This is a genomic window from Saccharopolyspora gloriosae, from assembly GCF_014203325.1.
Taxonomy (GTDB): Bacteria; Actinomycetota; Actinomycetes; order Mycobacteriales; family Pseudonocardiaceae; genus Saccharopolyspora_C; species Saccharopolyspora_C gloriosae.
Genome location: NZ_JACHIV010000001.1, coordinates 2925543 through 2938087, shown reverse-complemented (window position 1 = coordinate 2938087; position 12545 = coordinate 2925543). Strand labels below are relative to the sequence as shown.

Here is a 12545-nt window from a genome sequence, read left to right as displayed (position 1 = left end):
GCCGGAGCGCACTCGCCGCACCTACCGGATCACGCGCTCAGCGCGGGGAGCGGATCAAGGGGCCTGCACGAGGCCCGCGCCGATGTCGGTCGACGGGAGCGGGAGCCGCCGCGCGCTCTGCGCGAGCCGGGCCCACAGGCCCCAGGCCCGCTCCGGGTGCTGCTGCGCCAGCAGCGCGGCGACACCCGCGACGTGCGGGGTCGCCATGCTGGTGCCGCTGATCTTGCGGTAGCGCTCCTGGCCCGGCCAGCTGGAGTACACGTCGACGCCGGGTCCGACGACGTCGACCTGCCCGATCTGGTCGACCGTCCCGGAGGAGAAGTCAGCGATGGCGCCTTGCTCGTCGACGGCCCCGACGGCGAGGATCGACGGGCAGTTCGCCGGGTGGCCCACGGGCGCGATGCTGCCTGCGGAGCGCTGGCTCTCGTTGCCGGCCGCGGCGACGATCAGGGTGCCGCGCTGGATCGCTCGTTGCGCGACCCGCTCGAACGCGTCCGAGAACGGCTGGCCCGGCTGGGTCGCCGCGCCCAGTGACATCGACACGACCGAACAGCCGTTGGAGATGGCCCACTGGATGCCGGAGAGGATTCCGCTGTCCCCGCCGGAACCGTCGTCGCCGAGCACCTTGCCCGCGTAGATCGAGGCCTCGGAGGCGATGCCGTAGCCCGGACCGGCCTGGGTGCTGCGCGGTCCGCACGCGGTGCCGATGCAGTGCGTGCCGTGGCCGTGGCCGTCCTGGACGTCCTGGCCGTCCACGAAGGACGCGGTGACGATGTCGCGGCCCGCGAAGTCCGGGTGCGCCTGGTCGAAACCGGTGTCGAGCACGGCCACCCGGATGCCGGCTCCGGTGGGGGCGCTGCGGTCGGCGCGGACGGCCCGCAGGCCCCAGGTGACCTCGCCGTCGGCCGGTGGCTGCGGTGAGCCGATGGCGAACACCTCGCGCTCGGCCTCGATGGCCACCAGCGGTGTGCCGCGTTCGCGCACCGAGTTCTGCAGCGCGGCGATCTGGTCCTCGGCGGCGTCGATGAGGGCGACGCCGAGTTCGTGCAGGACGACGCCTCCCGCGCCGCTGAAGAGTTCGCCGGGCCCGGCTCCGGCCGCGTCGGCGGTGCTGGCGGTGCGGATCCCGGCGAGCCGGGTGAGTTCCCGGGCGCCGAGCACGGTCGCGTCGTCCTCCAGCAGGACCAGGTAGCGCCCCGTGGTTCCGTTCGCGGCTGTCGTCATGATCGCCCCCTTGCTCTCGGTGAAACGTGCCCCATGAGGTAACCCCCGCCACACCCGTCACGGCAAGACGCCGGTCGTGTGTGGATCAGCGGCCGGATTTCCCTTTATCGAGCGGAAAAACGCGCCACCCCACCGTGCCGAGTGACCCCTGATCGGAGCCTCGGACACGGAGAGTTCCGTTCCTGCTCGATCACGTTCCGTTCGCCGTGCACCGTCCGGCTCGCGGCGCTGCGCCGCCGGACGGGTGAACCGGGGGTTCCGGCCGGCGCGGCGTTCATCGCACACTGGAGGAACCGGGGCACCGGAGTGCGAAGCCGTCCTTCCGCCGCCGAGCGCGGCGGACCACACCAGTCGAGGTGGCGCATGGGCAGCACGACCGAGAACGCGATCATCGTGGGAGTCGACGGTTCCGAACCGTCCCGCGCGGCGCTGCGCTGGGCGCTGCGGCAGGCCGAGCTCACCGGCGCCACCGTGCGCGCCGTCGTCGCCTGGGAGTACCCGGCGTTCTACAGCTGGGAGGGCGGCCCGATGCCGCCGGACGACTTCCAGGCCGCCGCGCAGCGCAACATGAACGACGCCGTGGAAGTGGTGACCGGCGGCGGCGCCGAAGTGGAACGCGTGGTCGTGCACGGGCATTCGGCGCAGGCACTGCTGGAAGCCGCCGAGGGCGCCCAGTTGCTGGTGGTCGGCAGCCGCGGGCACGGCGGCTTCTACCGCACCCTGCTCGGTTCGGTGAGCCAGCGGTGCGCGGTGCACGCCAAGTGCCCGGTGGTCATCGTCCGCGAATGAGCGCGCGGCGAATTCGATTTCGCCGACGGAGCACGACGACTAGCGTCGTGGCCCGTGAACGATGAGAAGATCTTGGTCACCGGTAGCGCCGGGCACCTCGGCGAGGCGCTGGTCCGGAGCATCCGCGCGGAGGGCCGCGACGCGGTCGGGCTCGACGTCCTGGACTCGCGGTTCACCACCGCCACCGGGTCGATCACCGACCGGGAGGTGCTGCGCCGCTGCCTGGACGGCGTGACGGGCGTGCTGCACGCCGCGACGCTGCACAAGCCGCACGTGAGCTCGCACGACCGGCAGGCGTTCGTGGACACCAACGTCTCCGGAACCCTGGCGCTGCTGGAGGAATCGGCCGCGGCCGGGGTGCGGAGCTTCGTGTTCACCAGCAGCACCAGCGCGTTCGGCCGTGCGCTGACGCCCGCCGCGGACGAACCCGCCGCCTGGATCACCGAGGACGTGGTTCCGGTGCCGCGCAACATCTACGGCGTCACCAAGATCGCCGCCGAGCAGGTCTGCGAGCTGCTCCACCACGAGCTCGGGTTGCCGGTGGTGGTGCTGCGGACCTCGCGGTTCTTCCCGGAGGACGACGACCGGGACGAGGTGCGCGCCGCCTACGACGGGCTCAACACGAAGGTGAACGAGTTCCTGTACCGGCGCGTCGAGCTGCAGGACGCGGTGGACGCGCACCGCCTCGCGTTGGCGCGGGCGCCGCAGCTCGGGTTCGGGCGCTACATCGTCAGCGCCACTCCCCCGTTCGCACCGGAGGACCTGGCTCAGCTGCGGTCCGACGCGCCCGCGGTGGTGCGGCGGCTGTTCCCGGACCACGTGGCGGAGTTCGCCCGCCGCGGCTGGCGCATGTTCCCCGGCCTGGACCGGGTGTACGTCAACGACCGCGCCCGCGCCGACCTCGGCTGGACCCCCCGGTTCGACTTCCGCCACGTGCTCGACCTGGTCCGCGCCGACGAGGACATCCGCAGCCCGCTCGCCCGCGCCGTCGGAGCCAAGGGCTACCACCAGCACCCCCACGGCGTGTACACGACCCGTTCCCGGTGAGGTGTGATCACGCGCAACCGGCATCACGGCGGGTTCTCGGCGGCCTCCGCGCGAGAACAGCGAATTCGCTGCGCGTCGAACACGCACGAACAATCGATCCCGCAACGAAAACGCCGCTGACCACCTGCCTTTGCTCTCGCCCTTCGACGTGAGCAGCGTTCGTGGTCGTTGTTCTGTCAGCGGCGAAGCCGCTGAGCAGCGACCAGCTTGAGCAAGAAGACCACCCGCGGGTTCTCAGCTGCTTCCTCGCTAGGACAGCCTTTTTCCTCGTGGCGGAGCCACTTGGAAAAATGATCCCGCAGCGAGGAAGCAGCTGAGGTTCCGCCACCCGACCCCTACCCGGGCCAGAACAAAGAAGGATTCTCAGAGGCCCTTGAAGGGATGAGCCGTGGCGAGCAGGACCGCGGTCTCGCCGGGGGCGATGTGCTCGTGCAGCGAGTGCAGTGCGGGCAGCACGATCGCGCTGGCGCCTTCGAGCAGGATGCCGTTGCGGGCCAAGCCGATCCGGGCCTGCTCGACGCCGGTGTCGACGACGACGGGGACGCCCCCGGTGTCCTCCAGGACCCGCAGCGCCTGCAGCGTCGTGGAGTCGCCGCCGATGGACGGGGTCGCGGCGGCGTCGCCCGCGAAGGAGTTGCGCACGTCCGCCCCGGCGCGCACCGCGCGCAGGCGCGGGAACGGTTCGACCAGGTGGATGCGCGGGCAGGGCCGGTCGTGGCGCCGCGCGCTCTCGCGCAGGCCGAGGTAGGCCCCGTAGGCGAGATCGCCGCGTGCGGTGGGCAGCAGCACGTGGTCCGGGACCCGTCCCAGCTCGTCGACGATCTCCCACCCGATGGGGCGCATCGCGTCAACGCCGTAGGGGCTGCTGCCCACGACGGGGCGCGCGTAGTTCGTCACCGGCAGCCGCGCCGGGTCGGCTCCGTGGTCGCGCACGAAGTCCCAGCGCTGCTCGGCGCTGTCGAACACGTGCAGCCGGGCGCCGGTGTCCCGCACCGCAGCGCTGATCGCGGCGGGCACCTCTCGGGTGACCGCGAGGTCGCAGCCGAGTCCGTAGGCCGCGGCGTAGGCGGCCAGCGACACGGCCGCGTTGCCGGAGGAGGCCGCCACCACCGACTCGTACCCGGCCGCGGCGGCACGGCCCACCGCTCCCCAGCTGAAGCGGTCCTTGTGCGAACCGGTGGGGTTGGCGGACTCGTTCTTCACCCACACCTCGACGCCGTCCGGGGCGAGCCCGGCGGGCAGCGGGAACAGCGGCGTGGCGCCTTCGCCGAGGGTCCGCGCCCCGGTCAGCGCGAGTTGCCCGACGGGGTCGCCGTCGTAGCGGCAGCGCAGGTTCGCCGGGAAGCCCTGCTCCAGGCAGCGCGGGCAGCCCGCGGTGTGGTCGGCCACCGGGTAGGCCCGTTCGCAGCGCAGGCACACGAGGTCGGTGAGGCGGTCGTTCATGACGACCTCGGAGGCGGGAGTCCCCGCGGGGGCTGCATGGGGCATGCGCGTGCTCACGATCGGTAGGGCGGGTCGACGGGCTCCCGCACACCTTATGAGCCGCGTCGTCGGCGCGTTCCCGCCTGCCGTCCGGTCCGCGACCCGGCCGCACCCCGGCCGGGTCGCGGACCGCCGCGTCAGCTGACCGCGACCGCGGGGGAGGTGCCGAGCACCGCGCCGTCGCGGTCGAGCGCCTGCACGCCGACGAACGCGGCGCCGCCGGGGACGTCCACCTTGGTCTCGAACCCGGCGCGCTCGGCGTCCTGCACCGGGGTCAGGTTCGCCTCGTCCGGGCCGGTCAGCACCCGCCAGCCGGCGACCTCGGTCGCGCCGTTCCAGCTGGCGTACACGCTGGTCACGCCGTCGCCTGCCTGCCCGGCCACGGCGGGCGCGTCGAGCGGCCTGCCGACCCACGCCGACCGGAACGAGCGGTAGGAGGTGATGGAATCGACGAACTTGCCGTGGAACAGCGCGGTCCCGTTCTCGTCGAACTCGGTGAAGTACGGCTCGCCGCCCCATCCGACGAAGAGGTGACCGTTGGCGAGGACCTGCGTGTTGCCCTGGTTCGGCGCGAGCAGCCCTTCGGGGCTCTCGTTGCTGCGCACCACTTCCGCGGTGCGCGCCGTCTCGTCCACGGCGAGGGTGAGCGCGCGGGACTTCCCGCGGCCGGGTGCGGCGGCGGCGTTGTCGAACAGGCTGATGACGCCGTCGGCCTGCCGCCGGCAGTCGTGCTGCCAGGCGAAGGGCGCGTCGGTCCCCATCACGAAGTCGCTCTTCTTGCCGTTGAGCCGCCAGTTGACCTCGCCGGTGGCGCGGTCGATCCGGTACACGGCGTGCGTGCAGCGGGCCGAGACGAGCAGCGCGTCACCGTCCTCGCAGACCGCGTTGAGGTGGATGTAGTCGAACCACTCCTCCGGGTCCTTCGGCACGGGGTAGAAGGATTCGTCCAGCGTCACGTGCTCCAGGCTGCGCCACTCGAACACGAGGTCGCCGGTGGCGATGTCGATCTCCTGGATGACGCCTTCGAGGACCTTCGAGTCCGGCGCCCCGCCGACGGGGGTGGTGTCGGCGCGCACCTCGGAGTAGACGATCACCAGCGCGGTGCCGCGCGGGGTGATCACGAACTCGTGCATGTCGCCCTGCAGGCCGTTGGCCGGGCTGACCTCGGCGATGCGCTCGTAGTTCTCGTCGAGCACCACGAACCGGCCCTCTCCGAAGCCGGGTGGGATGTGGATCGCGCCCTCCCAGAAGGTCAGCACCGGTTTCTCCTGGTACTGCTGGACCTTCATGTCGGCGATGACGCCCTCGGCGGGCCGGGAGAACCACACCGGCTGACCGAGGTCGTCCATGATCAGCGCGCCGGGCTGGAAGTCGGCTCGCGGGGCGGGGGCCGCCGCGTTGAGCTTGTTGGCCCCGGCCGGGGTGAGCAGCACGTAGCCGGGTTCGACGCCGGCGGCGGGGGTGCTGATCTCCACCTGCGGCGGGTTCAGGTCGGGGCGGCTCACGAAGGTGTGGCCCGCGAGGGTCCCGGCGCGCGGCGCGGCGGCGGCGACCGCGGCGGTGCCGGTGCTCACGAGCGCGGGCACGGCGGCTGCAGCGGCCATCATGCGCAGCACGCTGCGCCGCCCCACTGCGGGGTCGGGGGTGGTCGTCATCGGTCGGCTCCTCGGAATTTCGGTGACGTGCTTGAAAACCGGCCGCGCGGGAAGGGTGCACGCGGGTGCCGTCGTCGCAGCGGAGGGGCCGCCGCGCGGTGACGAGCACTGGCGGGTTCTCGGCCGCCTCCTCGCGTGGGCGGCGATTCCTCGTGCGGCGGCGCCGCTCGTGAAATCGCTCCGCCGCGAGGAGGCGGCCGACGTGCGCTACCCGTTGCCCTGCGCGACCAGGTTTCGAAGCCTTCTCAGGCGGTCGTGAACGGTGAGGGGAACCTGCCCTGGGACTGCACCTGCTCCGCGAGGTCGCGGATCGAGGCGCTGTCGTTGATGTGCGGGAAGTCCTCGGCGGGCACGTCGACGCCGAAGAAGTCGCACAGCGGCTCCCAGCCCTGGCCGACCTGGTACTCCAGCAGCCGGTCGGCGGGCACGGCGGCGCGGACCTCGGCGTTGTGCCGTTCGAAGACCTCGATGGCGTGGGCGCGGTCCTCGAACCGGCCGTCGAAGGTGCCGTTCCAGATCATCCGCTCGATGGTGGGGCGCAGCTTCGTGGTGAACGCGTCGTCGGCGTCGCCGGGCGGGTCCTGCACGAACTGGTAGATCGTGTTGTAGGTGCTGTCGTACCAGCGCTCCGGGTCGCGCGTGGTCAGCAGGACCTTGGCGTCGGGGTAGGCCGCCATCAGTTCCCGCCAGAACGTACAGCCAGGCCAGTCCACAGTGGACTTGTAGCCGCCGAGGACCTGGTCCCAGTCGACCGGGCCGTCCAGGGCGCGGGCCCAGTCCTGCATCCGCTCGGGTTCCGCGATGACCTCGAACATGTGGTAGCACGGCCCGAAGCCGAGGTGCTCCAGCGCCGACTTGATCGACGCCGTTCCGGTGCGGCCGAACCCGGCCCCGATGATCTTCACCATGGTGTTGCTCCTTGTTGTGCTCGCCCGAGCGGTCGGGCCTTCCCGCTGTTCCCAGTGCGCGGTCAGCGCGCCTCGGTGATCATCACCGCGCCGACGGTGGCGTGCGTGGACTCGTCGATCAGCAATCCCCCGCCGGTGAGCCGGTTGCGCTCGTAGGGGTCGCAGAACACCGGCTGCGCCAGCCGCAGCCCCACCTCGCCGATGTCGTTGAGCCCGAGCTCCCGCGCCGGATCGCGCCGCAGCGTGGTGACGTCGACCTGGTGGTGCACCTCGGTGACCACGGCCTTGACGGTTCGCGTGGTGTGCTTGAGCAGCAGCCGCGCGCCCGGCCGCAGCGCGGACTTCGCGCTCATCCAGCACACCCGCACCGACAGCTCGGTGGCCGCGGCGGGCGCGGCGTCCGGCGCGCACAGCAGATCACCGCGGCCCACGTCGATCTCGTCGGCCAGCCGCACCGACACCGACTGCGGCGCCCGCGCCTCCGCCAGCGCGCCGTCGGCGGTGTCCACCGAGGTCACCCTGGTGCGCAGCCCGGAGGGCAGGTGCAGCACCTCGGCGCCCTCGTGCACCCGGCCACCGCTGATCTGCCCCGCGTAGCCCCGGTAGTCCTGCCCCTGCGCGCGGATCACGTACTGCACCGGCAGCCGGAAGTCGCCCGCCGACCGGTCATCGTCGATGTGCACCTGCTCCAGGTGCTCCAGCAGCGCCGGGCCGTCGTACCACGGCATCTCCGCGGACCGGTGCACCACGTTGTCGCCGCGCAGCGCCGAGATCGGGATGGCCGCGACGTCGCGCAGCTCCAGTTCGTCGGTGAAGCGCGCGAACTCCGCGGTGATCTCGTCGAACACGCCCTGGTCGTAGCCGACGAGGTCCATCTTGTTCACCGCCAGCACCAGCCGCGGGACCCGCAGCAACCCGGCCAGCACCGCGTGGCGGCGGCTCTGCTCGGTGAGCCCGTTGCGGGCGTCGACGAGCACGATCGCCAGGTCCGCGGTGGACGCCCCGGTGACCATGTTCCGGGTGTACTGGGCGTGGCCCGGGGTGTCGGCGATGATGAACGCCCGGCGCGCGGTCTCGAAGTAGCGGTGCGCCACGTCGATGGTGATGCCCTGCTCGCGTTCCGCACGCAGCCCGTCGGTGACCATCGCCAGGTCGAGCACCTCGTCGCCGCGTTCCTTGCCCGCCAGCTCCAGCATCTCCAGCTGGTCGGCCAGCAGCGAGCGGGAATCGTGCAGCAGCCTGCCGATCAGGGTGCTCTTGCCGTCGTCGACGGCACCGGCGGTGGCGAACCGCAGCAGGCTGTCGGCGGGCGCGAAGACCTGCTGCTCGGCGTCGGTGGACAGGCTCATCAGAAGTATCCCTCTCGCTTGCGGTCCTCCATCGACGCGGCGCTCGCGCGGTCGTCGGCGCGGGTCTGGCCGCGCTCGGTGACCTTCGTGGCGGCGATCTCGGCGATCACCTCGGCGACCGTGGCCGCCGTGGAGGGCACCGCGCCGGTGCAGGTCATGTCGCCGATGGTGCGGAACCGCACGGACTTCTCCACCAGCGGCTCGTCCGGGTCGCGGTGCACGAACGGGTTGTCGGCGAGGTACATGCCGTCGCGTTCGAAGACCTTGCGCCGGTGGGCGAAGTACAGGCCGGGCAGTTCCACCCCGTCCTGGTCGATGTAGGTCCAGATGTCTCGCTCGGTCCAGTTCGACAGCGGGAAGGCGCGCACGTTCTCGCCCGGCGAGATCAGCCCGTTGTAGAGGTTCCACAGCTCCGGGCGCTGGTTGCGCGGATCCCACTGGCCGAAGGCGTCCCGGAACGAGAGCATCCGCTCCTTGGCCCGCGCCCGTTCCTCGTCGCGGCGGGCCCCGCCGAACAGCGCGTCGAACCGGTGCTCGCCGATGGCGTCGAGCAGCGTCACCGTCTGCGCGCGGTTGCGGCTCGCGCCGCGGCCTTCCTGCTCCACGACGCGCCCGGCGTCGATGGAGTCCTGCACGGAGGCCACGACCAGGCGCACGCCGAGCTCCGCGGCCCGGCGGTCCCGGAACTCCAGCACCTCGTCGAAGTTGTGGCCGGTGTCGACGTGCAGCACCGGGAACGGGATCGGCGCGGGCCAGAACGCCTTCTCCGCCAGGCGCAGCAGCACGGCCGAGTCCTTGCCACCGGAGAACAGCAGCGTGGGCCGGTCGAACTCGGCCGCGACCTCGCGGATCAGGTGCAGCGCCTCGGATTCGAGGATGTCCAAGCGGGACAGTGCGGGTTCGGCGGGCATCACGAGCTCCCCTCGGGACGGGTCGCGGCCGAGCGGGACAACGCCGTCAGCAGCGGCTCGGCCAGTTCCGCACGGCACACCAGCAGGTCCGGCAGCCACGGGTCGGGCCGGTCGTAGACGAGCGGGGAACCGTCGAGGCGGCTGGTGTGCAGCCCGGCGGCGCGGGCGACGCCGATGGGGGCGGCGCTGTCCCACTCGTACTGACCGCCCGCGTGCACGTAGGCGTCGACGTCGCCGAGGACCACCGCGGCGATCTTCGCGCCCGCCGAGCCCATCGGCACCTGTTCCGCGCCGATGGCGGCGGCGACCTCGCCGACGAACTCCGGCGGGCGGCTGCGGCTCACCGCGACGCGCGGCGCGCCGGCCCGCCGCGCGGGCGGCTTCGGCGGCGCGCCGGTGTCGAGGACCAGCCCTCTGGCGGGCAGCGCGACGGCGGAGGCGAGCACGTCGTGGCCTTCGGCGAGCGCCACGTGCACGGCCCAGTCGGTGCGGCCCGGCTCGGAGAACTCCCTGGTGCCGTCGAGCGGGTCCACGATCCACACCCGGCCCGCGGGTTCCCGCGCGGGCCCGGCTTCGCCGTGCTCGGAGAGCACCGCGTCGTGCGGGCGCTGCGCGGCTAGGGCGTTCACCAGCAGTTCGTGCGCGGCGGCGTCGCCCTCGTCGCCGAGGGTTTTGCCGTCCACTTCGGACTGTCTGCGCTCGCGGAGCTCCAGGAGGCACTGACCCGCCTCGTTCGCCAGCCGCGCGGCGAGTTCGTGATCATCGTCCGCCTTCACCCGGTTCCTCCTTCTGCGCCGGCGTCGATTCGGTCTCCCGCCGGGGCCGGCGCCCGATCGCGGGAGAACTTCCCGGACGTCGTGATCGCCGCGGCCAACGCGACCACCGTCCCCAGTGCGGCGGCCAGGACCGCCCCCAGTCCGAGCAGCATCGAGCCCGTCACCGCGAGCATCCCGCCCAGCAGCACCCGCACCGGCCGGTCCGGGATGCGCGCCGACAGCAGTGCGCCGGCGAGCACGCCCGGCAGCGAACCGGCCAGCAACGACCCGACGAGTCCGAAGTGGACCTCACCGTGCAGCAGGTGCCCGAGCGCCGCGACCAGCACCAGCGGGACCGCCTGGACGAGGTCGGTGCCGACCAGCCGGGCCGAGCTCATCGCCCGGTCGAGCAGCAGCAGGCACACGATGACGATCGAACCCGAGCCGACCGAGGTGGTGCCGACGATGAATCCCGCGACCGCGCCCAGCAGCACCGTGGGCACCGGCCGCACCCGCGGCCCGCCGCTCGCGCTGCCACGACCGCGGTCCAGGTACATCCGGACCACCAGGGTCGCCGCGGCCAACAGCACCGCCACGGCGCTGACCGCCTTGAGCACCGATCCGGTGCCCGCGCCCAGCGATCCCGCCAGCACCGAGCCGACCGCCGCGCAGGGCAGCGAACCGAGGCACAGCAGCCCCACCGTCGGCAGGTGCACCGTGCGGCGGCGCAGGTGCACCGCGGCGCCCACCGGTTTCATCACGGCGCTCGCGACCAGGTCCGTGGACACCGCGGCCAGCGGCGGCACGCCGAACACCAGCGTCAGCAGCGGCATGGTGAGAGCTCCGCCGCCCATCCCGGTCAGTCCGACCAGCAACCCGGTCAGCAGACCGGTCAGGGTCACTCCCAGGTCCACGACCCCACCCAGCCCCGCTCCCGCAGCAACGCCACGACCCGGCCGACGGCTTCGTCCTGGGACAGTCCGGAGGTGTCGAGCACCAGGTCGGCGTCGGCGGGTGCCTCGTAGGGCGCCGACACCCCGGTGAACTCGGGCAGCGCACCGGCGCGGGCCTTGCGGTACAGGCCCTTGCGGTCGCGGCGTTCGCACTCGCCGAGCGGGGTCGCCACGTACACCAGCACGAACCCGCCGCACTCGGCGACCATCCGGCGCACCGCGTCCCGGTCGTCCTCGTAGGGCGCGATGGGCGCGCAGATCGCGGCGCCGCCGTGGCGGGTCACCTCGGAGGCCACGAAGCCGATGCGCCGCACGTTGCGGCTGCGATCGGCGGCGGAGAACCCGAGGCCCTCGCACAGGGTCCGGCGCACGACGTCCCCGTCGAGCAGCGTCACCGCCCGGTGGTCGTGCTGGCTGAGCTCGTCGCGCAGCGCGCGGGCCAAGGTGGACTTGCCCGCGCCGGAGAGCCCGGTGAACAGCACCGTGAACCCGCGCCGGTTCAGCGGCGGGTGCAGCCGCCGCTGCTGCTCGGCGATCTCCGGGGTGGTGAACCAGGACGGCAGCGGGGCACCGTCGTCCAGGCGGGCGCGCAGTTCGGCGGTGCTCAGGCCGCCGCTGCCGGGCCCGATGCCGGCGCGGGTCCAGCGGTCCTCGGAGTCCCGGAGCATCTCGGGCGGTTCGACCACGGGGATCGGGCAGCCGTCCACCTGCCGCTCGGTGATCAGGTGGGTCGCGCCGTAGGCGGCGGCGACCTGGGCGGCCAGCGCCGCATCGCCGTCCGGGTCGGCGCGGCGCGCCAGCGGGACCGGCACGATCGTGGTGCCCGCCGGGAGGTGCGGGCGGGCGGCGAGCAGGGCCTGCACCAGGATCTCCGGTCGCGGCCCCGTCATCCGCGGCAGCAGCAGCACGTGCGCGTCGAGTTCGGCGGCGAGTTCGCGGACCTGCGCGAGTTCCCGATGGTGCAGCGGCTCGTCCGCCACCAGCCCGAGCACCGGGCCCGCGGGCAGTCCCGCCCGGACCTCCGCGGCCGGGGGGCGCATCCGGCGCAGCGCTCCACCGGGTGCGGCGGCCGGGCGCAGCGGACCGGAGACGTGGCAGGTGGTGCCGTCGGACCAGGGGGCGATGTTGCGCAGCAGCGCGACCGGGGCGCCCTCGGCGTCGCGCAGTTCGATCTCGTCGGCGGTGGCGACCTCGGCAGGGACCGGCAGCGTGATCGGCGCGGGCCACGGCGTCCCGTCGCTCAACCGCCGCCGGGTGCGCACCGATTCGGCCTCGGCCGCGTCCAGGAATCCGCCCAGCGGCGGGAAAGCACCGTCGAGCAGCAGTTCCACATCGGACAGCTCAGCGGGTTCGGGCACCCAGCCGAGGACCGTCACGTCCTCGGCGAGGTCGTCCGAACATTCAGGCTCCGCTCTGTTCGCGCTCACACGCACCTCTGTCCGCTGTTCGGGGCCGACTGGATCCATACCGTG

Annotated in this window: 11 protein-coding genes; 2 read left to right on the top strand and 9 right to left on the bottom strand. The window is 72.8% G+C overall.

Annotated elements, in window-relative coordinates; all coding sequences use genetic code 11:
- Window positions 1-54: 54 nt before the first annotated feature.
- On the bottom strand, window positions 55-1224 hold the full coding sequence (locus tag BJ969_RS12995; RefSeq protein ID WP_184479197.1) for a S8 family serine peptidase: 1170 nt from the start codon (window positions 1222-1224) through the stop codon (window positions 55-57).
- Between the two features lie 363 nt (window positions 1225-1587).
- Here BJ969_RS12995 and BJ969_RS12990 point away from each other — a divergent pair, with 363 nt between their 5' ends.
- Entirely contained in the window at window positions 1588-2013 is a 426-nt protein-coding gene (locus BJ969_RS12990; RefSeq protein ID WP_184479196.1) for a universal stress protein, read from the top strand.
- A 54-nt stretch (window positions 2014-2067) separates the two neighbouring features.
- Window positions 2068-3060 carry an NAD-dependent epimerase/dehydratase family protein gene (locus BJ969_RS12985; protein WP_184479195.1) on the top strand — a complete coding sequence of 331 codons (993 nt, stop codon included), beginning with the start codon at window positions 2068-2070 and terminating at the stop codon, window positions 3058-3060.
- Window positions 3061-3423: 363 nt separating this feature from the next.
- Here BJ969_RS12985 and BJ969_RS12980 read toward each other — a convergent pair whose 3' ends face one another.
- From BJ969_RS12980 to cysC, 8 genes are all read right to left on the bottom strand, one after another.
- Entirely contained in the window at window positions 3424-4548 is a 1125-nt protein-coding gene (locus BJ969_RS12980; protein WP_184479194.1) for a threonine synthase, read from the bottom strand.
- A 131-nt stretch (window positions 4549-4679) separates the two neighbouring features.
- Window positions 4680-6197: an arylsulfotransferase family protein gene (locus tag BJ969_RS12975; protein WP_246456784.1), complete on the bottom strand. Its 1518-nt coding sequence runs from the start codon at window positions 6195-6197 to the stop codon at window positions 4680-4682.
- Window positions 6198-6442: 245 nt separating this feature from the next.
- Entirely contained in the window at window positions 6443-7105 is a 663-nt protein-coding gene (locus tag BJ969_RS12970; RefSeq protein WP_184479193.1) for a sulfotransferase family protein, read from the bottom strand.
- Window positions 7106-7167: 62 nt separating this feature from the next.
- Window positions 7168-8454 (bottom strand): sulfate adenylyltransferase subunit 1, encoded by a 1287-nt coding sequence (locus BJ969_RS12965; RefSeq protein ID WP_184479192.1) that lies wholly within the window; start codon window positions 8452-8454, stop codon window positions 7168-7170.
- Window positions 8454-9365, bottom strand: coding sequence for a sulfate adenylyltransferase subunit CysD (gene cysD / locus BJ969_RS12960; RefSeq protein WP_184479191.1), 912 nt, complete (start codon window positions 9363-9365; stop codon window positions 8454-8456). Before cysD ends, BJ969_RS12965 begins: the two co-directional genes overlap by 1 nt.
- Window positions 9365-10141 carry an inositol monophosphatase family protein gene (locus BJ969_RS12955; protein WP_184479190.1) on the bottom strand — a complete coding sequence of 259 codons (777 nt, stop codon included), beginning with the start codon at window positions 10139-10141 and terminating at the stop codon, window positions 9365-9367. Before BJ969_RS12955 ends, cysD begins: the two co-directional genes overlap by 1 nt.
- Complete coding sequence (locus BJ969_RS12950; RefSeq protein ID WP_184479189.1) at window positions 10138-11034, bottom strand: TSUP family transporter; 897 nt, start codon at window positions 11032-11034, stop codon at window positions 10138-10140. Before BJ969_RS12950 ends, BJ969_RS12955 begins: the two co-directional genes overlap by 4 nt.
- Window positions 11019-12500 (bottom strand): adenylyl-sulfate kinase, encoded by a 1482-nt coding sequence (gene cysC, locus BJ969_RS12945; RefSeq protein WP_343071371.1) that lies wholly within the window; start codon window positions 12498-12500, stop codon window positions 11019-11021. Before cysC ends, BJ969_RS12950 begins: the two co-directional genes overlap by 16 nt.
- Window positions 12501-12545: the final 45 nt, after the last annotated feature.

What these genes read in the sequence shown, in the direction of transcription:
- BJ969_RS12995 (WP_184479197.1), bottom strand. Translation starts at nt 1,224, where the DNA reads ATGACGACAGCCGCGAACGGAACCACGGGGCGCTACCTGGTCCTGCTG.
- BJ969_RS12990 (WP_184479196.1), top strand. Translation starts at nt 1,588, where the DNA reads ATGGGCAGCACGACCGAGAACGCGATCATCGTGGGAGTCGACGGTTCC.
- BJ969_RS12980 (WP_184479194.1), bottom strand. Translation starts at nt 4,548, where the DNA reads ATGCCCCATGCAGCCCCCGCGGGGACTCCCGCCTCCGAGGTCGTCATG.
- BJ969_RS12975 (WP_246456784.1), bottom strand. Translation starts at nt 6,197, where the DNA reads ATGACGACCACCCCCGACCCCGCAGTGGGGCGGCGCAGCGTGCTGCGC.
- BJ969_RS12970 (WP_184479193.1), bottom strand. Translation starts at nt 7,105, where the DNA reads ATGGTGAAGATCATCGGGGCCGGGTTCGGCCGCACCGGAACGGCGTCG.
- BJ969_RS12965 (WP_184479192.1), bottom strand. Translation starts at nt 8,454, where the DNA reads ATGAGCCTGTCCACCGACGCCGAGCAGCAGGTCTTCGCGCCCGCCGAC.
- cysD (WP_184479191.1), bottom strand. Translation starts at nt 9,365, where the DNA reads ATGCCCGCCGAACCCGCACTGTCCCGCTTGGACATCCTCGAATCCGAG.